The sequence below is a fragment of the Acinetobacter sp. BSP-28 genome (assembly GCF_044130285.1).
Lineage (GTDB): Bacteria > Pseudomonadota > Gammaproteobacteria > Pseudomonadales > Moraxellaceae > Acinetobacter.
The window spans coordinates 12175-37897 of sequence record NZ_JBIQOB010000003.1 but is presented as its reverse complement, the minus strand read 5'-3'; the positions used below and the strand labels follow the sequence as shown (position 1 = coordinate 37897).

The following is a 25723-nucleotide window of genomic DNA, read 5'->3' as shown; positions in this document are numbered from 1 at the left end:
GGGCTTTCTTGTATGAAATTGCTGTTATTTTAAATTCTATGCGCAATATATTGTGCAGGCGTACAACCCAACGCTTTTTTGAAATGGCGGGTGTAATGACTCTGGTCAGAGAAGCCACACAGTTGTGCTGCAGTGGCAATTTCACACCCTTGTTTAAGTAGAGATAAAGATTTACGTAAACGGAACTGAACCAACCATGCATGTGGAGGGAGCCCGGAAAATTTTTTAAATTGGCGCAGTAAGTGCCACGGACTCATGCCCACCACAGCCGCAAGCTCGGCTAACTGATGCTCTTTTTCAGGTTCAGCCGCAAGTATTTCCTGCACCAGCACCACTTTACGATGCGCTTCGGGCAAATCTTTTAAAATCTTTACAGACTGACCATAACGACTTAATAAATAAGCCAAAGTTGAGATATATAAACTCTGTTTAAAGAGTATATTTTTCGGCTGTAACAACAAATCAAACAGTAAATTCAGCTGTTCGGCCAAGCCCTCATCATGAACCACTGCTTGCGGAAACCACGGCATGGTGCCCGCTTCATGAAAAAAATCTTGACTAATATCTTGAATCATTTCAGGTGTGGGATAAATCGCACGATAACACCACCCGGTTTCAACAGCAGATGAACCTGTATGCACTTCATCCGCATTGACTAAAATAATATCCCCTTGCGGTGCAATATGCTGATTTCCGGTTCGTAAAAAAGATTGGGCGCCTTCATCAATTAAACCAATACAGTAGCCTTCGTGAGTATGCTTGGAAAACTGGGTATGCTGATACGAGGCTTTCAACATTTCAAGTCCATCAAGTTCTTGAACATGATGATAATTTACAAATTCACCTGATCTGTTGTCATGCATGATTAGCCTCTCCTGAAGCTTAAGCATACTGCGATTCAGCTGCACGTATAGAACAAAATTGCTCTGCTACTGATAAGTTTTTCCTTGATGCTTTAGCCAGCCGTCCACATGACGACCATTCGGGTCATGATGTGTCCAGTGCATCACCCCACCTTTTTCAGAATATTCATATTCACCATTAAACGCGACGGTATCGCCTTTCTGTAAATTGTCGATGCGGGACGCCAAATCAATGTTATGTGCCACCAAAAGGGTTTGCCCGTTAGTTAATTGCAAGATGAATTTTTGGTGACGAGAACCTTCATGATCATCCCGAAGTACAGCCACGACTTGACCTAAACCTTCCACTTGAATATTACTAAGTTTATTATTAAACGCCTGTGCAATGACTTGATCTGCATGAGGAGCGAGTGAACTCGATGATTTATGCTCTACGGATGGGCGCTGTACACCCTCATTCAATGAATGATCCGCAGCAATATTTTCAGTAGAGTTTTGTTGCTGTGAAATTTCTGTCTTTTGTTGTTGTAGATCGATGCCATAGTAAGCAGCGACCAATGCAATCACTACCCCACCAATGGTCAGATTTGTCTTATTTACCATATTTTCCGTATAAGTATTAGATAACCCATATGAATTTTATACTTTAAATCCATTAAAAGACCGAAGTTATGGTTATAAAACTATATCTTCACATCTTCTTTTAAAAATAAAGGCTGATCTGCAATTATTTAAAAAATGTCATTGGATTATTTAAGTTGAACCAAACACAAAAAAGCCCTCAAATGAGGGCTTTTTTTAGCAAATAATCAGAGATTATTTTGCAGCAGCTTGAGCAGCAGCAACTTCTTCAGCGAAAGAAAGTTCAGCTTTTTTCTCAATACCCTCACCCACTTCGAAGCGAACGAATTGAGCAACTGTAGTAGCTGTTGATTTAAGAACATCAGCAACTTTCTTGTCGTTGTCGATTACGTACATTTGACGCTCAAGAACAACTTCGTTCAAGTATTTTTCAACTGAACCAGTCACCATTTTTTCAACGATGTTCGCAGGTTTACCTGATTCTAATGCTTTCGCTTCAGCAATTTCTTTTTCTTTAGCGATAAGATCAGCAGATACGCCTTCAGCTGTTACAGCAACCGGGTTGAACGCAGCAACGTGCATTGCAATACCTTTACCAGTCGCAGCATCACCTGTGTAAGACACAACAACACCGATTTTTAAACCGTGTTTGTAAACTGCAAGGTTTTCACCTTCAACAATTTTCGCACGACGTACTTGGATGTTTTCACCGATTTTTTGAACAAGAGCAATACGCGCTTCTTCAACAGTAACACCATCTTCAAGTTTCAATTCAGCAATTTTAGCAGCATCAGTTTCGTTTGCAGCAAGCGCAGCAGCAGCAACTTTAGCAGAGAAACCAGCAAAGTTTTCGTCTTTAGCAACGAAGTCAGTTTGGCAGTTTACTTCTAAAAGAATAGCTTTGTTGCCTTCTTGAGCAATCGTGATTGCACCGTCAGCAGCAATGTTACCAGCTTTTTTAGCTGCTTTTGCTTGACCAGATTTACGAAGGTTATCAATCGCTAATTCGATGTCACCGTTCGCTTCTGTTAATGCTTTTTTACATTCCATCATTGCTAAACCAGTACGGTCACGCAATTCTTTTACCATGCTCGCAGTAACTGCAGTCATGTTATTCTCCTAAATACGGTAGAAAATGAATCTGTTCAACAAAAACGGCCCAAAGTGTTCTCTGGGCCGTTTTGCTTTTTCGACGCTTAATTTGCCACGATTACATGTCGCAAAAATGACAATTTTGCGTCAAAACGCATTAAGCCTCTGGAGCTTCTTTAGCAGCTTCTTCGCCTTTAGCTTGAGCATTTGCTTGTGATTGAGCGTACTCTTTACCAGCAAGGATAGCATCAGCCATAGCAGAAGCGTAAAGTGTAACCGCACGGATCGCATCGTCATTACCAGGAATAACGTAATCTACGTTGTCTGGGTTAGAGTTTGTATCAACGATACCGATTACAGGAATACCAAGGTTTTTAGCTTCTTTAATCGCGATTGATTCGTGGTCAACGTCAATTACGAATAATGCGTCAGGTAAACCACCCATGTTTTTAACGCCGCCTAAAGCACGTTCAAGTTTTTCCATTTCACGAGTACGTTCTAAAGCTTCACGTTTAGTAAGTTTAGCGAAAGTACCGTCAGTAGATTGAGTTTGAAGATCTTTTAAACGGTTGATAGATTGACGAAGTGTTTTCCAGTTCGTCAACATACCACCTAACCAGCGGTGGTCTACATATGGTTGACCAGCGCGTTGAGCTTGTTCACGAATGATGTTAGAAGCAGCACGTTTAGTACCAACAAACAATACTTTGTTCTTTTTGCTTGCAAGATTGTTAACAAAGTTCAAAGCATCATTTAACGCAGGAACAGTGTGCTCAAGGTTGATGATGTGAATTTTGTTACGCGCACCAAAGATGTATTCGCGCATCTTTGGGTTCCAGAAACGAGTTTGGTGACCGAAGTGAGCGCCTGCTTGAAGAAGGTCGCGCATGCTTACGTTGTAATCTGCCATTTTCTTTACCTTAAAGTTTGGGTTAGGCCTCCATATATCCGCATTCTCCACTCTTGCGAGCACCCAGAGAAATGTGTCGATATATGTGCGGATTTTATTGCCCCATCGCACAAAGCCCGTGAAATTTATTCACGAAAAAGCATTTGATAAAATGGGCGGCTATTTATACCATAGTCACACACAAATTTCCAAAAGTTTTTAAAGATCATGAACAGTACTTACGAAGCTCCCCGCCGTTTAATTAAAACACCTGAAGAAATTGAAAAAATGCGTGTGGCGGGACGACTGGCGGCAGAAGTTTTGGATATGATCAAACCGCATATCAAACCGGGCGTATCGACGCTGGAACTAGATACAATCTGTCACGATTATATCGTGAATAAACAAGAGGCAATTCCTGCCTGCCTAGGCTATGGTGCAGCCCCTGGACGCCCTGCTTTCCAGCATGTCATTTGTACTTCAGTCAACCACGTAGTTTGTCACGGTATTCCATCTGCAAGCAAAATTCTGAAAAAAGGCGACATCTTGAATATTGATGTCACTGTGATTAAAGATGGTTATCACGGCGACACCAACATGATGTATATCGTCGGGGGTGAAACTTCAATTCTTGCCGACCGTTTATGTAAAGTGGCTCAAGAAGCCATGTACCGCGGTATTGAAACTGTAAAACCGGGTTCTACTATTGGTGATATTGGCAATGCTATCCAGAAATATGTTGAATCAGAACGTTTTGGCGTAGTACGTGAATATTGCGGTCATGGTATTGGTACCGTGTTCCATGATGAACCACAAGTTTTGCATTACGGCCAACCAAATACCGGTATGGTGCTTGAAGAAGGCATGACCTTTACCATTGAACCGATGGTGAACGGCGGTGACTGGAAAACTAAAATTTTAGGGGATAAATGGACTGTGGTGACTAAGGACCATAGTTTGTCTGCACAATATGAACACACCCTTTTAGTGACTAAAACCGGTGTTGAAGTATTGACTGCACGTCCAGAAGAAGACCTGTCTCGCTTTAATCAATAAGTTCATTTCAAATTGATTTAAATGGCTACAACGAATGTAGCCATTTTTATTTGAAGTCCTCTTCATTGAAACGTTTTGCTGAAAATCTGTACCAGGCTCAATTGATTTTCAGTCTATTTTCCACATACTAAAGCCCAGTCCAATTTACCACAGAGATTTCCATGTCCGATTTTAGCAATGTCACCGTAACCCAAAATGATGATGATACCGTTTCCTTACTGATCGACCACAAGCCTATCTCTGAACGCTATGGCATGAAATTTAGTGCCAGCATTGTGGATGAACTCAAAGCCTTAGCAAACGGTCAAAATATGAAACTGTTTGATCAGTTTGTATTTTCACATACCGATTTGAATTTTGAGCATCAGTACCTCTATGTGACCTGCATTGTAAAAAATGAAGACGGCTATAAAGTGACGCGTAATTTCGTTTACACCATTACTGCTCAAGGTCAACAACCAATTGAACATGTCATTACCAAACAGGGGCAACCGATGACCACTGCTGATGTACATGAGTTTATTAATACCCATCTGCAAAAATCATTAAATGATTACACCGACCTGAATTATGCCTATTAATGTTTTGTTTTTTATAACCTCGTAATAACTTGATAACGCCACACACTACAATTAAATCGGTTCTCATCTAATTGTAGTGTTCTTTTTCACTTAGTCATTCACATTAAAATATTCCTTTTTAATGTCATTTTTTAATCATTTTCAGCTCTTTTATTTAAACTAAGCTACTCAATTATTTATCGTTCTTGCTCGGTTTATTCAATCTGATTAAATACTTTTTCCAATATTGGTACATTGGAGCTCCCCTTTTTGGCGCAATTTAAGCTAAGATAGTGTGCTTTTTATTTTTTAATCCCTATAAGAAGGAATACTGCCGTGGACGTACGTCTCTCTGATCGTGTAAATGCCATCAAACCGTCCCCTACACTTGCTGTTACCAACAAAGCTGCTGAACTTAAAGCTGCTGGTAAAAACGTAATTGGTTTGGGTGCAGGTGAACCAGATTTTGACACCCCACAACACATCAAAGATGCAGCAATTACAGCTATTAACAACGGTTTCACAAAATACACCGCTGTTGACGGTACTCCAGGTCTTAAAAAAGCAATTATTGCGAAATTAAAACGCGATAATAATCTTGATTACGCTGCAAACCAGATCTTGGTTTCTTGCGGTGGTAAACAGTCATTCTTTAACTTAGCACTTGCCTTGTTAAACAAAGGTGATGAAGTAATCATCCCTGCACCATACTGGGTAAGCTATCCAGACATGGTAATCATCGCTGAAGGTGTTCCAGTGATCGTGAAATGTGGTGAAGAACAACGTTTCAAAATCACTCCTGCTCAATTAGAAGCTGCAATCACTGACAAAACCCGTTTAGTGGTGCTTAACAGCCCATCTAACCCTACAGGCATGATCTACACTAAAGCTGAATTAGAAGCTTTGGCTGAAGTACTTCGTAAATATCCAGAAGTATTGGTTGCGTCTGATGACATGTACGAACCAATCCGTTGGGACGACGAATTCTACAACATCGCAACTGTTGCACCAGACCTTTACGACCGCGTAATCGTACTTAACGGTGTATCTAAAGCTTATGCAATGACTGGCTGGCGTATTGGCTATGCAGCGGGTCCTGCTAAACTGATTGGTGCGATGAAAAAAATCCAGTCTCAATCAACTTCTAACCCAACTTCTATTTCACAAGTTGCTGCTGAAGCTGCATTGAATGGCCCTCAAGACGTTCTTGAGCCAATGATTGAAGCATTCAAACGTCGTCACGACCTGGTTGTGAAAGGCTTGAATGACATCAATGGTATTACTTGCTTACCTGCTGATGGTGCATTCTATGCGTATGCAAACATCCGCCCATTGATTCGTGCCAAAGGCTTAAAATCTTGCACAGAATTCTCTGCATGGTTATTGGAAGAAACTGGTGTTGCAGTTGTTCCTGGTGATGCATTCGGTCTTGGCGGTTACATGCGTATTTCATATGCAACTGCTGACGAAGTTCTTGTAGATGCACTTGCTCGTATCAAGAAAGCGGCTGATTCAATCGAAGGCGTTGACGCTGCGATTGCTTCAATTGCTGCTGAAAAATAATCTGCTTTTTCTAAAGTAAGATAAAAAAAACCCGCGATTTTCGCGGGTTTTTTTATCTCAGGATTTATCTTTTAAAACCTAAAAAATCCAGATTAATTCTGCTTTAAACACATTTTGATTATTGCAATGTGCTCTTCGCATGCGTCTGATCAGGCATGGTTCTAATTACCAATGCTATTCCCGCTAGAACAATGATGGCAGACATAATAATGCGCCAGCTAAGCGCCTCGCCAATAAACAGCGCACCACCCATAATCGCTAAACACGGCACAGATAACTGCACACTGCTGGCTGTGACACGGTCAATCTGTTTCACAATGACGTACCAAAGTACATAGGCACCGCTTGAGGCCAAACCGCCTGACAGCACCGCCAAAAGTACACCTTGAGGCAATGCAAAACTTTTTGTGTAAAACACAGCATAAGCCAGCAGTACAAAAGGAATCGCCATAACAAAATTGGCCAAGGTACTTGCCAACGGGTTTTGCATCTTCTTACCCGCAATGCTGTACATAGCCCAACCTATTCCTGAAAGCACCATAATGGCCGCATAAATTAAATTTGGTGCAGCTGCGCCCGGCAGTAAGAGAATGAAAATACCGATAATGGCAATACACAATCCGGCACCTCGGCGCATATTGATTTTTTCACCATGACATAGACCATAGCCAACCATGCTTAGCTGTACCGTGCCAAATAACAGCAATGCCCCGACACCTGCATCAAGATGCAAATAGGCCAATGAAAAAGCAACTATATACAGCGCCAGAAAAAATCCGTTTTTAACACTCCATTCAATTTTGGCTTTTTGTGCAGAAAACAGGTAAAGCACCAATAAAACGACGGCGCCACTACAGACACGAATCAAACTGAAACTCATCGGGTCAATTTGCTGGCCTGCCAATGCCAAACGGCATAAAACCGAATTGGCAGCAAAAGCCAGCATGGCAATCATGATTTTAAACAGCATGGTTGAGCATCCCTATCAACAACCTGCTTTAGATATAGCCAATCTAGCTTTTTAAATCCATAGAGATTTGCTGATTCAATTTATAAAAAACACAAATAAGCAAATCCCCTGATATTCATCAACCATTATTTTTCTTCTTGAGCTTTAGAAAACAACGCAATCACCTCTGCTTCAGTCAGCTTTTGGGTATCATTGGCAAAATTATAAAACTCTGGTTTATGATCAATATAGATTTTCATATCCAACTTCAAATCTTCAGGTTGCTCATTTAAAGCAAAGACATTGATGGCGCAATAGCTAAAATCACGGCTACGCTAAAACAAAGTAGTCCCACACTGATTACAAAAACCTCGCTCAGCCCATTCTGAAGAAGGATAGATCGATAAATTCTGATCCCTGTCAAAACCCAAACTTCCCTGTTTGGCATCTATGCTCATCATCATCGCACTGTTTTGTCTGCGGTACATTGAACATGAGGCGGTCACGCCGCAAGAACATGCACATCAAAAGTGGTTGAACCACACAAGCATTGACCTTGCATCTTTTTATCAATTTTTTGTTTTTCTAAAAAATAGCACGCTTATGCTTTGACGTTCTACGATCACGCATTTACTTACAATTCCTACCGTTGTCATTGAATTAAATGCACTGGAATATTTCTTGACCATTTTTATGATGATCGCTAATTTAAACCACAAGTTCTTTTTTGGAACTTATAAATTAATAAGGAAATAATGACGATGAATCCAAAAGAAATGACTGGGCTGCAACTTTTACAAGCGATGTGTGAGGGTAAAATTCCACCTGCCAGTATTAGTGAAACTATGTCGATGCAACCCTATGAAGTGGCTGAAGGCACCATTCATTTCAAAGTGAAAGCGGATAGCCGTCATTTGAACCCCTTAGGTGGCGTACACGGCGGTTTTGCAGCAACAGTGCTGGATTCCGTCACTGGTTGTGCCGTCCACAGTATGCTGGAAGCAGGTGTAGGTTATGGCACCATCGACTTAAATATAAAAATGTGCCGCCCCATTCCTAAAGATCAGCAACTACTAGCTATAGGCAAAGTGATTAATATCAGCAAAAATCTGGGTATTTCTGAAGGTAAAATTGTGGATGAAGATGGCAAACTTTATGCCCATGCCACTGCGACCTGTATGCTTATTCGTTAATACGCAATATGCTGGATTTAGAGCTTAAGTCATTGCCTAAGCTCTTATGCTAATACATGATTAAACAGCCGATTTAAACGATTTTGTGAGTGCAGATAAAGACACTTCCGGACGTGAAGTTCCCTTATAAATACATAAATACTTAAATACGCTATCGAGAGATACAGAGAGTTTCTTCTGTTCCGATACCGACCACACTTTGGAATTATTGCGTCCAGATAAGGCACTGCCATTCAATTGATACAAATACAGGTCATGATCACGCTGCAAGGGTTGCTTACGACCATTGGAATAACTATCTAAAAGTAATTGACAAGGTGAGTTAATCAACCATTTATCGCTAAACCAAAGCTGCAATAAGTCACCCAGATACAAGGCTTGGGTTCCAACAGGCCATACTTGGATATAGGCATCCTCAACGGCAGTCTGATAGCGCGCTGGATCTTGAATGATAGAAAGGTAATTGTCTTGATAAAAAGATAAATTTGAAAAAATTTCGGCAATCGTCAGCGTATGCATTCGCTTTCTCCTGTTTAGCCATTTTAGTGCTGGCAAGTTGGTTTAAATCCACACTGTTTGAACTTTTATTCAAACGTTCTGTTATGCATTTAATCTAACAAGCCAGTTTTGGCTGTGCAAGCTTTTTTAGGATTTTTGACTTAGTTGTTTAAATAAAAAGCATACGGCATAAAAATTAAGGAATCATGACACATTTAGCTTGACCCCCTGTAAAATCTGCTTATAATCGCATGCAGATTCTCCAATAGCTCAGTCGGTAGAGCGACGGACTGTTAATCCGCAGGTCCCTGGTTCGAGCCCAGGTTGGAGAGCCAAATACAAAAAAGCCCGCAGCATTAAAGCGGGCTTTTTTATTGCCTGAATAATCTATAACTATTTAAGTTATCCATAAAAAATAGCATCCCCACTCCCTCTTTTTTAAGTCAAATCTGCAAAGATCCACTCTGTATCAAGTCATGCTATACATCGCAATTAAATATGTTGAAATATAAAATTCACAGTGAAATATGAGTCAACCATAAAAGAAAAAGCGCATCGAAATGCGCTTTTTATCCCTTAACACCATCTCAATATGGATGATCTAAAGATTGTTTTATTGCTGAGGTAGAGGAATATATTGTGAATTATTATTCTGCGCTTTACGTTCAGTTACTACCACATTCAGGGTTAAGGGTTGCTCATTTCGAACCACTTCAACTTTAATGGTGCTGTTCGGCGCTTGCAAGGCCACATAATTAATCAAGTGGGAAGCAGAAGTAATCAGCTCTCCATTGACCTGGATAATTTTATCGCCCTTTTTAATTCCCGCTTTGGCTGCCGGACCTTGAGGAAGCACATCTGCAACAACCACACCGGTTTGCTTAGGTTCAAGAATGTTTTCCTGTTGCACTGGCATCAGGCTGATACCTAACCAGCCACGCACCACACGACCATCTTTCAAAATGGAATTGAGGATTTGCTGACACACTTTCGCAGGAATAGCAAACCCAATCCCAAGTGAACCACCGGATTGAGAGAAAATAGCCGTATTTACACCAATCAGATTACCCGCGACATCAATCAGTGCCCCACCCGAGTTACCCGGATTAATCGCAGCATCGGTTTGAATGAAGTCTTCATAGGTGTTGATGCCCAAATCTGAACGGTTAGTTGCAGAAATAATCCCCTGAGTAACCGTTTGCCCCACACCGAACGGGTTACCAATGGCAAGCACCACATCGCCGACTTCATTACCACTGAGCTTGAAAGGCAAAACAGGTAGTTTGTCGAGTTCAATCTTAATCACCGCCAGGTCAGAATCCGGGTCTGTGCCGATAATTTTAGCCACCGCACGACGTCCATCATTCAGACCTACCACAATCTGTTCAGCCTGAGCAATCACATGGTTATTCGTTAAGATATAACCATCCGCACGGACAATAACACCTGAACCCAGGCTGTTTTCATTTTGCTCCTGATCAAACTGTTCAGGGACTTGATCACCAAAAAATTCACGAAATGCAGGATCATTTAATAAAGGATGCTCTACTTTATTCACCTTCTGGGTCGTAAAAATATTCACCACCGCCGGAGCAGCCACCTTCACAGCAGTACTATAAGATTCGACTGCACCTGCCCTGTTGGTATTGACTAAAGGCTCGACATTTTCTCTTGGCATTTTTACACCGTCAGCCGCAACAGGGGCTTGTGGCTTCTGAGAATGCTGCCAAACAAGAAAACCAAGAGTGACTAAAACAAGTAAAATCCAAGGTAACCACGAAAAGGTGCGACGCACGTTAATTTCCTCTAACAATATTTTAATTCGTTGATGACTAAGTAATTTATCCGCCATTGTAAAATGAAATACATCAGGAAACATAAAATAGTTCAAGAGTTTTGTGATGCTTTAGTTACAATTCAAAATATGTTTTGATGATATTCAATTTAAGGCTTTTGAGAAATTTATGGCAAAGCTCAACGAGATTATTCAGTGGTGTGATCAAATCCTGAAATCACACGAATTTAAAGACTATGCACCAAATGGCTTGCAAATAGAAGGCAAACTAGAGATTAATAAAATTTTGTGTGCTGTTACGGCATCTCAGGATGCGATTCAGGCTGCAATTGAACAGGGCGCAGACTTACTCTTGGTTCATCATGGCTATTTCTGGAAAGGTGAACCCTACCCGATTACCGGTATGCGTGGTAAACGAATCAAGAGCCTGATTCAGCATGATATCTCACTGGTGGGTTATCACTTACCTTTAGATAGCCACCCTACCTTAGGTAATAATGCAGCCATTGCTGATATTTTAGACTTAGAAAATATTGAAGCTCTAGACCCAAGCGAACGCAATCCGATTGGCAATATTGGCTATTTAAAAACAGCCATGTCTGCTGAAGACTTTAAGCAATATGTGTCTGAGCGTTTGAACTTTAATGCCATTCATCTTCCTGCCGAAAAAACTAGCATCCAGAAAGTGGCTTATTGTACCGGTGGCGCTCAGGATTTTATTGGTAAAGGTGCCGCTCAAAATTGTGATGCTTACATTTCCGGAGAGGTCAGTGAACGCACCTTTTATGAAGCCAAAGAACTGAATGTGCACTACTATGCCTGCGGCCATCATGCTACCGAACGTTATGGGGTACAACGTCTGGCAAAAGCTATTTCAGAACAGTTCGATATTGAGTATAGTTACTTCGAATTAAACAATCCGATTTAATTCAACATGAGCGGTTTAACATTTTCTTTATACGTATAAATTCAGGCTTTATTCTGTATTGTTATTTATAAGCAATGCGCAATTTTCCTCAAGAATCTATTACAATAAAGCCACTTAATGTTAAAACCCAGCAAAACGCAAGGAATTGAAGACATGACAACGATTACTTTACCGGCACTTCCATTCGGTTATGAAGATCTTGCTCCACACATCAGCAAAGAAACTTTAGAATATCATCACGACAAGCACCACAACACTTACGTTGTAAACTTGAACAACCTGATCAAAGGTACTGACCTTGAAGGTAAAACTTTAGAAGAAATCATTACAGCAACTGCTGGTGATGCATCTAAAGCGGGTGTATTCAACAATGCTGCGCAAGTTTGGAACCACACTTTCTACTGGAACTGCTTGGCTAAAAACGGTGGCGGTAAAGCAACTGGCGCTTTGGCTGCAAAAATTGATGAAGCTTTCGGTTCTTACGAAAAATTTGCTGAAGAATTTGCAAATGCTGCTGCGACTCAATTCGGTTCAGGTTGGGCTTGGTTAGTTGCTGATAAAGTAAATGGTAACCTTTCTATCCTTAAAACGTCTAACGCTGACACTCCACTTGCTCACGGTCAAGTTGCTGTTCTTACAATCGACGTTTGGGAACATGCTTATTACATCGACTACCGCAATGCCCGTCCTGCTTACATTAAAACTTTCCTAGAAAGCCTAGCAAACTGGGATTACGCGAATGCGAAATATGCTGGTCAAGCTGCTGGCGTAGAAAAATAAGAAATAAAATATTTTTTATTTTCTGCTTAAAAAATCACCCTTTATGGGTGATTTTTTTATTTTCCGGTCCTAAACGCATATTTATAAAGCAAACAATTCATTTCTTTACATTATCTTGTTGACGACTTTAGTTTTCATCCCTAAAATGCGCTTCAGATTCTCCAATAGCTCAGTCGGTAGAGCGACGGACTGTTAATCCGCAGGTCCCTGGTTCGAGCCCAGGTTGGAGAGCCATCTATTCTTCCATAGCTCAGTCGGTAGAGCGACGGACTGTTAATCCGCAGGTCCCTGGTTCGAGCCCAGGTGGAAGAGCCAAGATTCTAAAAAGCCCACTCATTGCGAAGTGGGCTTTTTTTATTCCCCGGATTTCTATTTACATTTCCTGTAACACGTACTTTTTAAAGCTCTGTTTTTGAATCATCATTTTTATAAAAATTGTAGATCATTCCCCTACCTATTGTTCGCTGATTAAAATTTGGTTATGTTCATTCTAATAAAAATATTCTAATAAACTGCTATGAATACCACCTGGTTAAAATCTCTCACTTTCTGGATTATTTTGATTATTGTCATGTTTGTCGTGTTTCAATGCAGTCAAAATTCTGAAAATAAAAAGCAGGCTTCCGCGCTCATGTATGAACGCCTGTTTCATTGCACCCGTAATTTACCGCAAAAAAATCAGGATGTCTTAAAACACATTCAGCAACAACTCAAACCCGAGCTCACCCAAGCAGAGCTGATGAAATTGATCAACGAATGCCGGCAAGCTCAACCCTTACAAAGTAAAGAAAATTATATAAACTTAATAAAATCACTTAAATAATCAGCAATAAGTTTATTTTTAAAACATTCGATTCATTTTCATGGCTTTTTTAACCCTAAGCCCTTGACCCTTTAAGCTTAGATACATAGAATGCGTATCAGATTCTCCAATAGCTCAGTCGGTAGAGCGACGGACTGTTAATCCGCAGGTCCCTGGTTCGAGCCCAGGTTGGAGAGCCAGATTCTAAAAACCCACTCTGTTGAGTGGGTTTTTTCTTATATCAAGATTTTATTGTGTTCGATTCAAGTCAAGCCACTTTTTTCATTATTGGTTGCATTGCTACACTTACCTTGCTAACCATTGTTTTTCAGCAACTGTTCAAACCACAGCAAAAGTTTTTTCCTAAGCGCGTAATCACGCCTTTTGAAAGTAAAATGTTTATCCGGCTGAAAGAAACCTTCCCTCAACATCACATCTTGGCTCAAGTCGCTTTTAGTGCCTTAATCACCAACAATAACTTTAAGATACGCAACAAGTTCAATCGCAAAGTTACCGACTTCGTTTTACTGAATCAAAAGCTGGAAGTGGTTGCTGTAATTGAGCTGGATGATCATTCGCATATAGGCAAAGAACAGGAAGATGCAGAGCGCGATGCCATGCTGCATGAAGCCGGCTATCAAGTTTATCGCTATACGGATATTCCGAGTGCCCATAACTTAAGAAAAGACATTTTAAATTAATTTAACCTAGCAATAAAAAGCCACCTTAATAGGTGGCTGAGTTTTATAAATCTAGATCATTTTTGTTCTTGCTGTTCAGATGATGCTATAACCGCTTCTGAAGCTGATTGTTCAGCTGCTTCACGGGCTTTAATCCGTTCCAGCATTTCAGCCTGTTGCTGCTTGTATTTTTGCTGGTTTTTCTCATCGCTACTGACTGCCAGATAAGCCATAGAGACAAGAAAAATCGGGATAAGTAACCCAAGACTCATCAGAATAATCATCTTCTTGGGATTTGGCTTCGAGCCTGATTGCGACATAATCAATACCTGTCAATCTATCTACACACTAAATTTGCCTGTCCACTATAACAAAACCCTGAGCTGTCTCAATAGAACATTCACCTGGTTTGTAAATCCACATCAAAAAGCCGGTCGAAACCGGCTTTTTATCTCCACAGTCAGACAGCAAGCTGAATTTGCTGCAATACCTCTTGCAAGGTTTTTAAATAATCAAAACCAGCTTCAGGCTTGTCCTGCATCCGCCAAGCCACATAACCATCCGGACGTACCAGTACAGCACCCGCTTCATGAATTTCAGATTTTTGGTTCCATGTTCCATAAACATCGCGATATTCGCGGGAACCAATCTGAATCACGTCCAGATAAGGTAGATTCAACGCCTGCACTGCATTTTTCCAGCCTGTACCGGAAAGTCCGGTGAGCAAGGTAAAGCGGCCTTCTCCTACAATATCCAGCGTCGATTGCTTCTGTCCTTTGGCATTAATCAGCCAGGTATGCGGCACTTTTGCCCCCGGGCGTGTCGTTGCCTGCAAGTAAAGCTGCGGATCTTGGGCAAAGGTTTCCGCTGTCGCCTCGGCAATGACAGCATTTGAATCATAACGCTGATTCAACTCTACCCCTTGGGCATTAAATTCGAAATGCTTAATCTCAAGCGCCTGGAATAATTTTTGACGAATCTCTGCACCCGTATCATCTTCAGCAAAAATGCGCTGTAACATGTCTGCCTGTGTCGCCACCCCCTGATCAAATCCAAAGACATCTTTCAGATGCTTATAGTCAAAGCGGGATTGATTGGCGCGGGCTACAATCTGCTTGCCCACAGGTGCACGTTCAGCTGTATAAGAATCTAGCAAACTTTCTTTTGCCCAGCCACGAACCGCATAGGCTAGCTTCCAGCCCAGGTTAAAGGCATCCTGCATACAGGTATTGGAACCCAAACCACTCGAAGGTGGATGACGATGCACGGCATCACCACCACAGAATACCCGTCCTACCGAATACTCTGTAGCCCAGGTCTGATTCACATACCAATAAGACAGTTTTTCAATTTCCACGTCCTGAACTTCAGCCCCGACAAAAGCATTCAGGCGCGCACGAACCTGTGCTTCCGTTACCTGTGGCTCACCTTTACTGATGTCAAAGCCCCAACCCATGATCCATTGATTCCATGGGGTAATGGCACGTAACAAGCCCATACCCAAATCACCAAAACTGGCTTCAGGATTAACAATCCATTGCAGGATTGCCGGACGATGCTGCACATATTGGCTTAAATCCGCTTTGAAGGTGACATATACCGTACCGGCACGTGCCATGACCCCTTCCAGCGGCAGATTTAACTGTTCGACAATTTTAGAACGTGCCCCATCCATACCCACCAAATATTTAGCACGCAAGCTAAACTCGGTATTGGTAATCCGGTTTAAAAAGGTTGCCGTCACACCGTGTTCATCCTGGGTATGAGACAGGTATTCGGTATTGAAATTATAAATCGCACCGCGTTCGGCGGCATTCTTTGCTAACAACGCTTCCATTTTCGGCTGAATCAAATCCACCAATGGACACGGACTGCCTTTAATATAATCGCCATGACGTTCATCCCCAGTGCCCCAGGCGCTAAGACGGGCAATTTCTTCCCCGACCAGACTGGTGGTAATCAGGCTTTCCCCCATCTGTTCCCACGGCGTGGCAATTTGCTTGACCTGTTCTTCTATGCCCAGATCACGCAACACTTCCATGGCACGCTGATTGGTAATATGCGCGCGCGGACTGTTCGCCAGCCAATTAAACTGGGTAAAAAGCTGGACTTTAATACCATAATTGGCCAGTGCCAGCCCCAAGGTTGACCCCGCAGGACCTGTTCCCACCACCAGCACATCCGTATCAAATTGCTCAGACATTCGCTACTCCTTTTCAATACCACCCTTCAGCTGTCAGATATCAGATATCAGATATCAGATATCAGTGTATGTAACATCCTTATTTCACAGAACACCCATAGGCTTAAACTATGGTTGCATAGTTTTTAGGTCTGCCACATTTCATAATCCTGTTTGCAGCATCGGCATAGGATGAGACTGCACAATCGGGTTTATACGTGTGGTGATTTATGGAATTACGTCATTTAAGATATTTTGTCAGCGTGGTTCAGCAAGGCAGTTTTACCAAGGCTGCTGAAAAAATGTTTACTGCACAACCGTCATTAAGCCAGCAGATTAAAGACCTGGAAGAAGAAGTTGGGGTATTACTGTTTGACCGCTCTGCTAAAAAAATCCGTCTGACCGATGAAGGTGAAGCCTTTTTACCTTATGCACAGAATGCGCTGGAAAATGCCCAGCTGGCCATATCCGCTGCACGACAGGTGGCTTATAACAAAAACAACCAGATTTATATCGGCTTTTTAAATGTGGCAGAACTGAAGGTCATGCCCTTAATTCTGGATAAACTCAAACAGCAAATTCCGGATCTGCAGATCCATGTACAGAGCCTGACCTGCCTTGAACAGATTCAGCGCCTCAAGAATGCTGAACTCGACCTGACCTTTACCCGTTATGCCGTGCAGCATGATGACTATGAAAACCTGTGCCTGTTGACTGAAAAAATCTATGTCGTAGCAGCACAGAAACTTCATCCTTCCAAACATCAGATTAACCGTGAATATCTGAGCAAACAGAACATCATCATGTGTGAACAAAGCGCCTCACCGGTTTTCTATGAAAAGATCAATAAACAATTACAGCTCAAACATCTGCCACATCATCAGATGCACTGGGTGACCAATGTCCTGCAACATATCAACATGATCAATATGGGCTTGGGCTTTAGTTTCGTTCCGGAATACCTGCTCAAATTTCTCGGCGATCATGTGCAAGTGATTGCGACCGATTTTGAACTTCCAACCCTGCAGCTGTATGCCAGTTTTAGAAAAAATTCTAAAAATACAGCGCTGCAGTTCATTACCCAGCAACTGAAGATGCAAACTCAGTTGGGCTGATGTCGCAACTTACCTTTAACCCATAATAAAAAATTATCCGTATGGACAGTGCTGTCCCATAATTTGGATCTTATTTCAGCACTGAATCAACATAATGACCTGTTTTACTTCAAATGATCGCTAAAACAAGGCAAGGAAAATTCCGGCAAAAATCATGACACCTACCCAGCGGTTATGGCGAAATGCCCAGAAACAGCGCTGCGGATCGCGGTCATGGGTTTTGCTCCATTGATAGATAAAATCGGCTGCCACACAGAGCAATGCGATTAAACCAAATGGCATCAACAGATTTTCCAGATATAGGGCACCGCCAATCAATACAAGGCTCGTCAATTGCAACCCTGAAATAATCTCAATGTCGTATTTACCAAATAAAATCGCTGTGGATTTCACCCCAATCTTTAAATCATATTCACGGTCGGTAATGGCATACTGCGTGTCATAAGCCACGGTCCAGGCCAGATTGCCAAAGTATAAAAGCCAGCAGGTTAAATCCGGTGTCTGCCCCACTGCGGTATAGGCCATTGGAATGGACCAGGAAAATGCTGCGCCCAAAAATACCTGTGGCAAGTGGGTATAGCGTTTCATAAACGGATAGATAAACGCCAAAAATAACGCACCAAACGACCAATAGAACGTTTCAATAGGCAAGAAAAATAACGTGCATGCGCTCGCGAGTACTAAAATGAGGAACACATAAATAGCTTCTTTAGCGCTGATTACACCTGTCGCCAGCGGACGGGTTTTGGTTCGTTCAACAGCGCCATCAACTTTACGATCTGCAAAATCATTAATGGCACAACCTGCGGCACGCATAAAAATGGTGCCCAAAATCATGGGAATTAAAATCCCAATGCTTGGTACGCCTTGATTGGCAATCCATAACGCCCACATGGTTGGCCAAAACACCAGTTCCGTACCAATAGGCTTATCAAAACGACAAAGATAATAATAAGCTTCCAGACGTTCACGCCAGGTAATTTGATGCGCAGTTGCCATGACAATCCTTAACCACATTACTGTTTAGTTTTTCTGTTGAATAAATTGTTCAAATTCAGGTAAAAAAGTTTCCTGCACAATGAATTTACAACCATGCCAAGTATAACAACTTTGTCGTGTCCAGCCATCTTCAAGCAGAATGACACGGCGCTGACATATCGGGTTTGTGCGTTGAAATAAAAACCATCCGATCGGTTTTTTGCCAATATGTTTAAAAAGTCGTGCCCGACGCTGCAAGCTTAATATTGGAAAAATACTTTTCGCTTTGACCCAAGGCTGAGCTTCACAGCCATATAAATAACTTTCACGTACCCACGAGGTATGCTGTGCAGGCATCTGCATCCATTGCGCATCTATGCGGTTTAAACGTTGATAATGTTCTTTTAAAGGCTCAACTTGAAAAGTACCACCAGCCAAATCAGTCAATTGTTGTGTCAAAGACCCCGAAGCATAAAGCCACTTTTTTAAGGCTTCTGGAATTTGATGCTGTAATTGATGTTTTGCTGCTGTCCGCATGTCCCTCGCCTTTATAAAACCAATATTATCAATGCACTTGTGCATCTTGAGATTATACACAGCGCTTAGGCTGTTGATGACCTGATTTACAGTCATTTATGTTAAGGTGATTAATGCTTCAATTGAGCTAAACATTCCTTGCCATGCAAGGAAATTAAAATCTACGAATGATTTCATTAACAATAACCCTTAAAGCCTATCACCATTCAAATTTAAATCACTTAAGAATAGCTAATGACAACAATGATCTACAGAAAATCAAGTTTTAAAAACTAAAACCCTTCATGGCTTATTCTGGGCTATCACTGAGCCTAGCCATGTCTTCATTTACACACGCAAAAGACATTGCCCTTAGTTTTGATGACGGTTTAAATCCACAACAAAACCCAAAAGCTGCATTAATCAATCAACAGATTTTAACGCAACTCAATGAACAGCAAATTAAGAGTATCGTTTTTCCTAGTTTAATTAAAATTGGAGATTATCAAGGTAAGCAACTGATTGCCAATTGGGGGAAAGATGGACATATCATTGGTAATCACAGCGCATTACATCAAAACTTAAATAAAGATACAGTCTCAACCAAACACTATATTCAAGCCATTATCGATGCTGACACCATCCTAAACACTCTGCCAAATTATCAACGCATTTACCGTTATCCTTTTTTAAAGCAAGGAAATACCACTGAGAAGAGAGATGCAGTCTATCTGTGGCTCAATCAAAACCATTATAAAATTGGCGCGGTCAGTATTGATGCCAGCGACTGGTTTTATAATCGAAAATATTTAGATTATGCAAAACAAGCAGATACAGCTAAACTCGAACGCTTAAAACAGGCCTATATAACTCATCTCTTAGATCGAGCCAGCTACTATGATCAACTCGCAGTTCACACCCTGCAACGCTCACCCAAACATGTTTTGCTATTACATGTGAATCAAATCAATGCTGCGTTTTTAGCAGATATGATTACAGCATTTGAACAAGCTGATTGGACATTTGTTTCAGCCAAGCAAGCATTCCAAGACCCTCTTTATATGCAGCACAGTCAAAACATCCCTGCAGGTGAAAGCATTATTTGGTCGATTGCTAAAACTCAAGGTCAAGCGCTTCGCTATCCTGCTGAAGATGCGCCTTATGAATTAGATAATTTAAAGCTGCATCAGCTTGATTAAATTATTAACCAAAAATAAAAATGGCTTAAAACCATCTGAAGTTTAAGCCATGTCGCATAGAAAATTAAAATTATGCATTATCCGTTTTGGCAATCACTTCAAACTTTCCTTGCGGAGTTTTAATTAAAACCAAACCTTCTGCACTGATATAAAAACTTTTTGGATAGTCAAAATCCAATGCCAGTTCCGGATTTTTTAAAGCAACAAATTCAGCTTGCTTATATCCTTCCACAGTACGTCCAACCTCTATATAAATCACTTCTGAAAAGTTCAGCTTAAATCCCTTTTCATGATCTTTAGGATCAATCCATGGGAAAAAACCGGTGTGCTTTTTACGCTGTGCCATTTTATTCGATACTTTTAAATAAACATTGATTTGATCATACAAAAAAGACCCGCACAAGGCGGGTCTTTTTTACAGTGAATTCTCGGAAGAATTACAGGCTGTAGTACATGTCGAATTCAACTGGGTGAGTAGTCGTATTCAAACGGCGTACTTCTTCAGTTTTAAGTTCGATGTAGGCATCAAGCATTTCTTTCGTGAACACACCGCCTTTTAGCAGGTAGTCGTGGTCAGCAGCAAGAGCTTCAAGCGCCATATCCAGGCTGTGAGCAACTGTAGGGATTTTCGCTTCTTCTTCAGGAGGAAGATCGTACAAGTTCTTGTCAGCAGCTTCACCTGGGTGGATCTTGTTTTGAATACCGTCGATACCCGCCATCAACAATGCCGCGAAACCTAGGTACGGGTTCATCATTGGATCAGGGAAACGTGCTTCGATACGTTTACCTTTAGGGCTAGAAACGTAAGGAATACGGATAGAAGCAGAACGGTTACGTGCTGAGTAAGCAAGCATGATCGGTGCTTCGAAGTGTGGTACTAAACGTTTGTACGAGTTAGTAGATGGGTTGGTGATTGCGTTCAATGAACGAGCATGCTTGATCACACCACCGATGAAGTACAATGCCATTTCAGAAAGGCCTGCATATTCATCACCAGCGAACAGGTTCTTGCCATCTTTAGAGATCGACATGTGAACGTGCATACCAGAACCGTTATCACCTACCATTGGTTTAGGCATGAAAGTCGCAGTTTTAGCGTATTGGTGTGCAACGTTCCAAACAGCATATTTGAACTGTTGAACTTCGTCCGCTTTACGAACCATAGTGTTGAAACTTACACCAATTTCAAGCTGGCAAGATGCAACTTCGTGGTGATGTACTTCTACACGGCCTGGGCCCATGATGTCTTCAATTTTTGCACACATGTCTGCACGCATATCTTGTGAAGAATCTACTGGTGGAACTGGGAAGTAACCGCCTTTAACACGTGGACGGTGACCAGAGTTACCCGCTTCATAATCTTTACCGGTAGACCAGGCAGCTTCTTCAGCGATCAAAGTATGGCGCGCGCCAGACATGTCGATGTCCCATTTCACTTCGTCAAAAACAAAGAATTCTGGTTCTGGACCGAAGAATGCAGTATCACCGATACCTGTTGATTTTAAGTATTCTTCTGCACGGCGAGCAATAGAGCGTGGGTCACGTTCATAACCTTGACCAGTAGATGGCTCGATTACGTCACAAGTTACCACAACTGTAGCTTCAGCGAAGAACGGGTCAAGGAAACATGTTTCAGCGTCTGGACGCAAGATCATGTCAGAAGCTTCAATGCCTTTCCAACCAGCAATTGAAGAACCATCAAACATTTTACCGTCTTCAAAAGTATCTTCGTCGATTGTATCTGCAGGGTAAGTTACATGCTGCTCTTTACCCTTAGTATCAGTAAAGCGAAAATCGACCCATTTTGCGCCACTTTCTTGGATGAGTTGAAGGACCTTGTTCGCCATGCTCATTTTGCTCCGATGATTTTTTGTTGCACCTGCTAAGTGCGTGTTAGTAGTTGGTGTCTATAAAGCAATTCTCGTACCAACTTTTAAAAAGCAAAGCTAAAATATTGAATTCTTTATCAGAATAGAAGATTTGAGCCTTTTGCTTTGTTGCTATTATACTGTGTGTAAATCTAAATGCACCATATTCAAACACTCATAATCACATTTACTTGAAAAGTAGCTTTCAATGTATCAAATTGGTGCAAATTTATTTTCTATCCCTGATAGAAGTCCTGCTTTACTGGCTTTTTGCCTGAATATCCATCAGTTTCGCTTAAAATAAATTCTTAATAATTTATTATCTGTCATGTTGATGATTTCATTATTGAATATTTTCAACATTTTCGCTTTGACGGTCAAAATTGCTTAAATCACAAATAAATACTATCTTATTATTATTTATATATTTTTTATTATTTTAACATGCAAACTGAAGATATTTCAAACAATCAAAGATATGAAACACTCTGCGCCATTTTGGTGACAACATAAAAATTTTAATTATCACTCTTTTATGTCCCTTTATGAAGCCAAACTTCAATGACGCTAATTTCACCAGCACCATACTTACTTATATATAGTTTATTACCAATAAAAACTAAATATCTTATATTAAGCTTTTAAATGGGTATCGTGTTTGTAGTATATTTTCAAAATAGCATGAAATGATTAACCTCATCTTCAATGAATTTTCTTCAACATAAAATGCAAATAAATCAGCCTATTCTCATGTAGTGATTTCTCTAAAATCATTATCATAGAAATAGTTCAGCAGAAAATGCTTATTTTTTGCTATGATTATTCGCACTCCATTTTTTTAGCCCTTTTACTGCCTTTAGTTTAAATTGGACTAGGCAATGAAAATCTGAATCATGCGAGTATTCTTGGACTATTCGAGCACAGTTAAGTGCGCAAATTTCAATAGGTTAGCTCATGCTTTTAATGATCGACAACTATGACTCTTTTACCTACAACATCGTCCAGTATTTTGGCGAGTTAAATCAGGAAGTAAAAGTGGTCCGTAATGATGCCGTGACCTTGGAAGATATTGAGCGATGGCAACCGAAGTATCTCGTCATTGGTCCTGGCCCCTGTTCTCCTTCCGAAGCAGGCATTTCCATTCCAGCAATCCAGCACTTTGCCGGCAAAATTCCTTTATTGGGCGTATGTCTGGGACATCAAAGTATTGGTCAAGCTTTTGGTGGCAATGTTATTCGGGCCAAAAAAGTCATGCATGGCCGTTTATCAGACATGTATCACAGCGATAAAGGGATTTTCAGTAATCTTCCTTGTCCATTTTCTGCAACGCGTTATCACTCACTGGTGATTGATCAGGCGACATTGCCGGAATGTTTGGAAGTGACCTGCTGGACCAATGAAGAAGATGGCTCCATGGAAGAAATTATGGGCGTGAAACATAAGACATTGCCGGTCGAAGGCGTGCAGTTCCATCCTGAATCCATTCTGAGTGAGCACGGCCATCAAATCTTTAAAAACTTTTTAGAAATTTACGCATAACGAGCGCGATTAACATTATGAATATTCAACAAGCTTTAAATAACATCACTAAAAATATTGAACTCACTCAACCGCAAATGGAAGACGTGATGCGTACCATCATGAATGGTCAAGCCACTGATGCACAGATTGGTGCCTTGATGATGGGACTGCGCTTAAAAGGCGAAAGTATTGACGAAATTACTGCAGCTGCACGCGTGATGCGTGAGTTTGCGATTAAAATTGACGTCAGCGATCTGCCTCATCTGGTGGATATTGTCGGTACAGGCGGTGACGGCCAAAACCTGTTTAACGTATCTACTGCATCAAGTTTTGTGATTGCTGCTGCAGGTGCAACCATTGCCAAACATGGCGGCCGCGGTGTTTCCTCTAAATCAGGTTCTTCTGACTTGTTGGAACAAGCCGGAATTAATCTTGACCTGAACATGGAACAAACAGAACGTTGTATCCGGGAAATGGGCGTCGGTTTCCTGTTTGCACCAAATCATCATAAAGCAATGAAATATGCTGCTGGTCCGCGTAAAGAACTCGGCTTTCGCAGTATTTTCAACCTGCTTGGCCCGCTCACCAATCCGGCCGGGGTGAAACGCTTTGTGATTGGTGTATTTTCCACTGAACTTTGTCGCCCAATGGCTGAAGTATTAAAACAGCTGGGTGCAGAACATGCCATGGTGGTGCATTCTAAAGATGGCTTAGATGAAATCAGTCTTGCCTCTTCAACCTATGTGGCTGAACTGAAAGACGGTGAAATCACGGAATGGGAAATTCAACCTGAAGCGGTAGATATTGAATCTCAAACTTTAACCGGCCTTTCTGTTGATAGTTCAGCTGAAAGCTTAACTTTAATTAAAGATGCTTTAGGCAAGAAAAAATCTGCTATTGGTGAAAAAGCAGCGAATATGATCGCACTCAATGCAGGCGCTGGTATTTATGTTTCTGGCTTAACTAACAGCTATAAACAAGGTGTGGCTTTGGCGCATGACATTATCTATGGCGGACAAGCCATAGAAAAAATGGGCATTTTGTCTGAATTCACCAAAACTTTAAAAGAATACGAAGCTTAAGCCTTAGGACACAGATCATGGTAGATATCGCAAATACAATTTTGGGTAAAATTGTAGATCGTAAACAGGAAGAATTTGCTGTTCGTCTTAAGCAACGCAGCTATAAAGATGTTGAAGAATTGGCTCAAGCAGCAACACCTGTTCGTGGTTTTGCTCAATCCTTGCAAAGTAAACGTCCAGGCGTGATTGCTGAAATCAAGAAAGCCTCGCCATCGAAAGGCGTGATTCGTGAAAACTTCAACCCTGCAGAAATTGCACAGCAGTATGAAGACGCTGGCGCGGCTTGTCTGTCTGTACTAACAGATGTAGACTTTTTCCACGGTGCGGATGAAAATATCCAGATTGCCCGTTCACACTGTGCCCTGCCTGCATTACGCAAGGATTTTCTGATTGATCCTTATGGTGTGATTGAAGCACGTGCGTTGCATGCGGACTGTATTCTTCTGATTGTGGCGTGCCTGTCTGACCAGCAACTGGAAGAAATGTCGAAAACTGCATTTGAGCACAACTTAGATGTACTGGTTGAAGTGCATGATGAAGATGAACTTGAAAGAGCGATGAAACTTTCAGATCGTTGCTTGCTGGGTGTAAATAACCGTAATTTGAAAACTTTTGATGTCGACTTAAATACATCACTGCGTTTGAAAAAGTTACTGCCTGCTTCACGTTTACTCGTAACTGAAAGCGGTATTGCTACACCTGCTGATGTCGCAATGATGCAAGAGCATGATATTCATGCCTTCCTGGTTGGTGAAAGCTTTATGAAACAACCTCGTCCTGATCATGCATTTACTGAATTATTTGGTACGCCAAAGACTGTATAGCTTCGATAAAGTTCAGGGTGATGATTTGCCCTGAACTTTTTATTTGAAATCGAAATGATGAAAAGTTAAAGGCTGATTTTTTCCATTCTATAAATTCAAATTATAACTTTAATTGGAAATACCAAGTCTTATCTTAGCTATGAAATACTTTTATTCAAATTCTGCCTTAATATTTATTTTTTATCTTATTACTCAAAAACATTCAAAC

At 41.2% G+C, this 25723-nt stretch carries 26 protein-coding genes, 4 tRNA genes and 1 pseudogene; 17 read left to right on the top strand and 14 right to left on the bottom strand.

Annotation, left to right across the window (positions count from 1 at the left end; translation table 11 throughout):
* Positions 1–29 precede the first annotated feature (29 nt).
* From ACE01R_RS02710 to rpsB, 4 genes are all read right to left on the bottom strand, one after another.
* Positions 30–863 carry an AraC family transcriptional regulator gene (locus tag ACE01R_RS02710; protein ID WP_395545762.1) on the bottom strand — a complete coding sequence of 278 codons (834 nt, stop codon included), beginning with the start codon at positions 861–863 and terminating at the stop codon, positions 30–32.
* Between the two features lie 66 nt (positions 864–929).
* On the bottom strand, positions 930–1466 hold the full coding sequence (locus tag ACE01R_RS02705; RefSeq protein WP_395545749.1) for a DUF3465 domain-containing protein: 537 nt from the start codon (positions 1464–1466) through the stop codon (positions 930–932).
* A 213-nt stretch (positions 1467–1679) separates the two neighbouring features.
* Complete coding sequence (gene tsf, locus ACE01R_RS02700) at positions 1680–2555, bottom strand: translation elongation factor Ts (RefSeq protein WP_395545747.1); 876 nt, start codon at positions 2553–2555, stop codon at positions 1680–1682.
* 139 nt (positions 2556–2694) lie between these two features.
* Positions 2695–3447 carry a 30S ribosomal protein S2 gene (gene rpsB, locus ACE01R_RS02695; RefSeq protein ID WP_086175302.1) on the bottom strand — a complete coding sequence of 251 codons (753 nt, stop codon included), beginning with the start codon at positions 3445–3447 and terminating at the stop codon, positions 2695–2697.
* Between the two features lie 207 nt (positions 3448–3654).
* Between rpsB and map the strand changes: the two genes are divergently transcribed.
* The 3 genes from map to ACE01R_RS02680 all read left to right on the top strand — a co-directional run bounded on the left by map (position 3655) and on the right by ACE01R_RS02680 (position 6605).
* On the top strand, positions 3655–4482 hold the full coding sequence (map, locus tag ACE01R_RS02690) for a type I methionyl aminopeptidase (protein ID WP_395545745.1): 828 nt from the start codon (positions 3655–3657) through the stop codon (positions 4480–4482).
* A gap of 161 nt (positions 4483–4643) precedes the next feature.
* Positions 4644–5063 (top strand): hypothetical protein, encoded by a 420-nt coding sequence (locus ACE01R_RS02685; RefSeq protein ID WP_395545743.1) that lies wholly within the window; start codon positions 4644–4646, stop codon positions 5061–5063.
* Positions 5064–5378: 315 nt separating this feature from the next.
* The gene (locus tag ACE01R_RS02680; protein WP_395545737.1) at positions 5379–6605 is read left to right on the top strand and encodes a pyridoxal phosphate-dependent aminotransferase; all 1227 of its coding nucleotides are present in this window, start codon (positions 5379–5381) and stop codon (positions 6603–6605) included.
* 118 nt (positions 6606–6723) lie between these two features.
* Here ACE01R_RS02680 and ACE01R_RS02675 read toward each other — a convergent pair whose 3' ends face one another.
* Together ACE01R_RS02675 and ACE01R_RS02670 are read right to left on the bottom strand one after the other, a co-directional pair.
* Entirely contained in the window at positions 6724–7575 is an 852-nt protein-coding gene (locus ACE01R_RS02675; protein WP_395545717.1) for a DMT family transporter, read from the bottom strand.
* Positions 7576–7700: 125 nt separating this feature from the next.
* A pseudogene (locus tag ACE01R_RS02670) lies at positions 7701–8116 on the bottom strand (GFA family protein).
* Between the two features lie 199 nt (positions 8117–8315).
* Between ACE01R_RS02670 and ACE01R_RS02665 the strand changes: the two are divergent.
* Positions 8316–8747 carry a PaaI family thioesterase gene (locus ACE01R_RS02665; RefSeq protein ID WP_395545713.1) on the top strand — a complete coding sequence of 144 codons (432 nt, stop codon included), beginning with the start codon at positions 8316–8318 and terminating at the stop codon, positions 8745–8747.
* Positions 8748–8807: 60 nt separating this feature from the next.
* On the opposite strand, the gene ACE01R_RS02660 is transcribed toward ACE01R_RS02665, so the two are convergent.
* The gene (locus ACE01R_RS02660; protein ID WP_395545711.1) at positions 8808–9266 is read right to left on the bottom strand and encodes a hypothetical protein; all 459 of its coding nucleotides are present in this window, start codon (positions 9264–9266) and stop codon (positions 8808–8810) included.
* Between the two features lie 238 nt (positions 9267–9504).
* Between ACE01R_RS02660 and ACE01R_RS02655 the strand changes: the two genes are divergently transcribed.
* A tRNA-Asn gene (locus tag ACE01R_RS02655) sits at positions 9505–9580 on the top strand.
* A gap of 278 nt (positions 9581–9858) precedes the next feature.
* On the opposite strand, the gene ACE01R_RS02650 is transcribed toward ACE01R_RS02655, so the two are convergent.
* The gene (locus tag ACE01R_RS02650; RefSeq protein ID WP_395545709.1) at positions 9859–11040 is read right to left on the bottom strand and encodes a S1C family serine protease; all 1182 of its coding nucleotides are present in this window, start codon (positions 11038–11040) and stop codon (positions 9859–9861) included.
* A gap of 169 nt (positions 11041–11209) precedes the next feature.
* Here ACE01R_RS02650 and ACE01R_RS02645 point away from each other — a divergent pair, with 169 nt between their 5' ends.
* The 7 genes from ACE01R_RS02645 to ACE01R_RS02615 all read left to right on the top strand — a co-directional run bounded on the left by ACE01R_RS02645 (position 11210) and on the right by ACE01R_RS02615 (position 14251).
* Positions 11210–11968, top strand: coding sequence for a Nif3-like dinuclear metal center hexameric protein (locus ACE01R_RS02645; protein WP_395545707.1), 759 nt, complete (start codon positions 11210–11212; stop codon positions 11966–11968).
* 153 nt (positions 11969–12121) lie between these two features.
* Positions 12122–12748 carry a superoxide dismutase gene (locus ACE01R_RS02640; RefSeq protein WP_395545705.1) on the top strand — a complete coding sequence of 209 codons (627 nt, stop codon included), beginning with the start codon at positions 12122–12124 and terminating at the stop codon, positions 12746–12748.
* Between the two features lie 158 nt (positions 12749–12906).
* Positions 12907–12982 (top strand) — tRNA-Asn (locus ACE01R_RS02635).
* 5 nt (positions 12983–12987) lie between these two features.
* Positions 12988–13063, top strand: a tRNA-Asn gene (locus tag ACE01R_RS02630).
* A 202-nt stretch (positions 13064–13265) separates the two neighbouring features.
* Positions 13266–13571, top strand: a complete 306-nt coding sequence (locus tag ACE01R_RS02625; protein WP_395545691.1) for a hypothetical protein — start codon at positions 13266–13268, stop codon at positions 13569–13571.
* A gap of 103 nt (positions 13572–13674) precedes the next feature.
* Positions 13675–13750 (top strand) — tRNA-Asn (locus tag ACE01R_RS02620).
* A gap of 54 nt (positions 13751–13804) precedes the next feature.
* Complete coding sequence (locus ACE01R_RS02615; protein ID WP_395545671.1) at positions 13805–14251, top strand: DUF2726 domain-containing protein; 447 nt, start codon at positions 13805–13807, stop codon at positions 14249–14251.
* A 56-nt stretch (positions 14252–14307) separates the two neighbouring features.
* Here the strand turns inward: ACE01R_RS02615 and ACE01R_RS02610 are convergent, their stop codons facing one another.
* Together ACE01R_RS02610 and ACE01R_RS02605 are read right to left on the bottom strand one after the other, a co-directional pair.
* Positions 14308–14550, bottom strand: a complete 243-nt coding sequence (locus tag ACE01R_RS02610; protein ID WP_395545663.1) for a hypothetical protein — start codon at positions 14548–14550, stop codon at positions 14308–14310.
* Positions 14551–14690: 140 nt separating this feature from the next.
* On the bottom strand, positions 14691–16433 hold the full coding sequence (locus tag ACE01R_RS02605) for an FAD-dependent monooxygenase (RefSeq protein ID WP_395545617.1): 1743 nt from the start codon (positions 16431–16433) through the stop codon (positions 14691–14693).
* A gap of 209 nt (positions 16434–16642) precedes the next feature.
* On the opposite strand from ACE01R_RS02605, the gene ACE01R_RS02600 reads away from it, so the two are divergent.
* Positions 16643–17527 carry a LysR family transcriptional regulator gene (locus ACE01R_RS02600; RefSeq protein ID WP_395545598.1) on the top strand — a complete coding sequence of 295 codons (885 nt, stop codon included), beginning with the start codon at positions 16643–16645 and terminating at the stop codon, positions 17525–17527.
* Positions 17528–17647: 120 nt separating this feature from the next.
* Here the strand turns inward: ACE01R_RS02600 and ubiA are convergent, their stop codons facing one another.
* Together ubiA and ACE01R_RS02590 are read right to left on the bottom strand one after the other, a co-directional pair.
* Positions 17648–18526, bottom strand: a complete 879-nt coding sequence (gene ubiA, locus ACE01R_RS02595) for a 4-hydroxybenzoate octaprenyltransferase (protein ID WP_395545573.1) — start codon at positions 18524–18526, stop codon at positions 17648–17650.
* Positions 18527–18550: 24 nt separating this feature from the next.
* On the bottom strand, positions 18551–19042 hold the full coding sequence (locus ACE01R_RS02590; protein WP_395545558.1) for a chorismate--pyruvate lyase family protein: 492 nt from the start codon (positions 19040–19042) through the stop codon (positions 18551–18553).
* A gap of 317 nt (positions 19043–19359) precedes the next feature.
* Here ACE01R_RS02590 and ACE01R_RS02585 point away from each other — a divergent pair, with 317 nt between their 5' ends.
* The gene (locus tag ACE01R_RS02585; RefSeq protein ID WP_395545532.1) at positions 19360–20220 is read left to right on the top strand and encodes a polysaccharide deacetylase family protein; all 861 of its coding nucleotides are present in this window, start codon (positions 19360–19362) and stop codon (positions 20218–20220) included.
* A 70-nt stretch (positions 20221–20290) separates the two neighbouring features.
* Here the strand turns inward: ACE01R_RS02585 and ACE01R_RS02580 are convergent, their stop codons facing one another.
* Positions 20291–20566 (bottom strand): hypothetical protein, encoded by a 276-nt coding sequence (locus tag ACE01R_RS02580; protein WP_395545514.1) that lies wholly within the window; start codon positions 20564–20566, stop codon positions 20291–20293.
* A 91-nt stretch (positions 20567–20657) separates the two neighbouring features.
* Entirely contained in the window at positions 20658–22073 is a 1416-nt protein-coding gene (glnA, locus tag ACE01R_RS02575) for a type I glutamate--ammonia ligase (RefSeq protein ID WP_395545474.1), read from the bottom strand.
* Between the two features lie 969 nt (positions 22074–23042).
* Here glnA and ACE01R_RS02570 point away from each other — a divergent pair.
* Genes ACE01R_RS02570 through trpC form a run of 3 tightly spaced genes read left to right on the top strand, consistent with a single transcriptional unit; the run spans position 23043 to position 25515 of the window.
* Positions 23043–23627 carry an anthranilate synthase component II gene (locus tag ACE01R_RS02570; protein WP_395545448.1) on the top strand — a complete coding sequence of 195 codons (585 nt, stop codon included), beginning with the start codon at positions 23043–23045 and terminating at the stop codon, positions 23625–23627.
* 17 nt (positions 23628–23644) lie between these two features.
* The gene (gene trpD / locus ACE01R_RS02565; RefSeq protein WP_395545446.1) at positions 23645–24691 is read left to right on the top strand and encodes an anthranilate phosphoribosyltransferase; all 1047 of its coding nucleotides are present in this window, start codon (positions 23645–23647) and stop codon (positions 24689–24691) included.
* A gap of 17 nt (positions 24692–24708) precedes the next feature.
* Positions 24709–25515: an indole-3-glycerol phosphate synthase TrpC gene (gene trpC, locus ACE01R_RS02560; RefSeq protein WP_395545443.1), complete on the top strand. Its 807-nt coding sequence runs from the start codon at positions 24709–24711 to the stop codon at positions 25513–25515.
* Positions 25516–25723: the final 208 nt, after the last annotated feature.

Excerpts from the sequence above, each read along its gene's own strand:
- ACE01R_RS02685 (WP_395545743.1), top strand. The coding sequence starts at position 4,644 with ATGTCCGATTTTAGCAATGTCACCGTAACCCAAAATGATGATGATACC.
- ACE01R_RS02660 (WP_395545711.1), bottom strand. The coding sequence starts at position 9,266 with ATGCATACGCTGACGATTGCCGAAATTTTTTCAAATTTATCTTTTTAT.
- trpD (WP_395545446.1), top strand. The coding sequence starts at position 23,645 with ATGAATATTCAACAAGCTTTAAATAACATCACTAAAAATATTGAACTC.
- ubiA (WP_395545573.1), bottom strand. The coding sequence starts at position 18,526 with ATGGCAACTGCGCATCAAATTACCTGGCGTGAACGTCTGGAAGCTTAT.
- rpsB (WP_086175302.1), bottom strand. The coding sequence starts at position 3,447 with ATGGCAGATTACAACGTAAGCATGCGCGACCTTCTTCAAGCAGGCGCT.
- ACE01R_RS02590 (WP_395545558.1), bottom strand. The coding sequence starts at position 19,042 with ATGCGGACAGCAGCAAAACATCAATTACAGCATCAAATTCCAGAAGCC.
- ACE01R_RS02580 (WP_395545514.1), bottom strand. The coding sequence starts at position 20,566 with ATGGCACAGCGTAAAAAGCACACCGGTTTTTTCCCATGGATTGATCCT.
- ACE01R_RS02640 (WP_395545705.1), top strand. The coding sequence starts at position 12,122 with ATGACAACGATTACTTTACCGGCACTTCCATTCGGTTATGAAGATCTT.
- glnA (WP_395545474.1), bottom strand. The coding sequence starts at position 22,073 with ATGAGCATGGCGAACAAGGTCCTTCAACTCATCCAAGAAAGTGGCGCA.
- ACE01R_RS02610 (WP_395545663.1), bottom strand. The coding sequence starts at position 14,550 with ATGTCGCAATCAGGCTCGAAGCCAAATCCCAAGAAGATGATTATTCTG.
- ACE01R_RS02675 (WP_395545717.1), bottom strand. The coding sequence starts at position 7,575 with ATGCTGTTTAAAATCATGATTGCCATGCTGGCTTTTGCTGCCAATTCG.
- ACE01R_RS02665 (WP_395545713.1), top strand. The coding sequence starts at position 8,316 with ATGAATCCAAAAGAAATGACTGGGCTGCAACTTTTACAAGCGATGTGT.
- map (WP_395545745.1), top strand. The coding sequence starts at position 3,655 with ATGAACAGTACTTACGAAGCTCCCCGCCGTTTAATTAAAACACCTGAA.
- ACE01R_RS02625 (WP_395545691.1), top strand. The coding sequence starts at position 13,266 with ATGAATACCACCTGGTTAAAATCTCTCACTTTCTGGATTATTTTGATT.
- tsf (WP_395545747.1), bottom strand. The coding sequence starts at position 2,555 with ATGACTGCAGTTACTGCGAGCATGGTAAAAGAATTGCGTGACCGTACT.
- ACE01R_RS02605 (WP_395545617.1), bottom strand. The coding sequence starts at position 16,433 with ATGTCTGAGCAATTTGATACGGATGTGCTGGTGGTGGGAACAGGTCCT.
- ACE01R_RS02710 (WP_395545762.1), bottom strand. The coding sequence starts at position 863 with ATGCATGACAACAGATCAGGTGAATTTGTAAATTATCATCATGTTCAA.
- trpC (WP_395545443.1), top strand. The coding sequence starts at position 24,709 with ATGGTAGATATCGCAAATACAATTTTGGGTAAAATTGTAGATCGTAAA.
- ACE01R_RS02585 (WP_395545532.1), top strand. The coding sequence starts at position 19,360 with ATGTCTTCATTTACACACGCAAAAGACATTGCCCTTAGTTTTGATGAC.
- ACE01R_RS02705 (WP_395545749.1), bottom strand. The coding sequence starts at position 1,466 with ATGGTAAATAAGACAAATCTGACCATTGGTGGGGTAGTGATTGCATTG.
- ACE01R_RS02645 (WP_395545707.1), top strand. The coding sequence starts at position 11,210 with ATGGCAAAGCTCAACGAGATTATTCAGTGGTGTGATCAAATCCTGAAA.
- ACE01R_RS02570 (WP_395545448.1), top strand. The coding sequence starts at position 23,043 with ATGCTTTTAATGATCGACAACTATGACTCTTTTACCTACAACATCGTC.
- ACE01R_RS02600 (WP_395545598.1), top strand. The coding sequence starts at position 16,643 with ATGGAATTACGTCATTTAAGATATTTTGTCAGCGTGGTTCAGCAAGGC.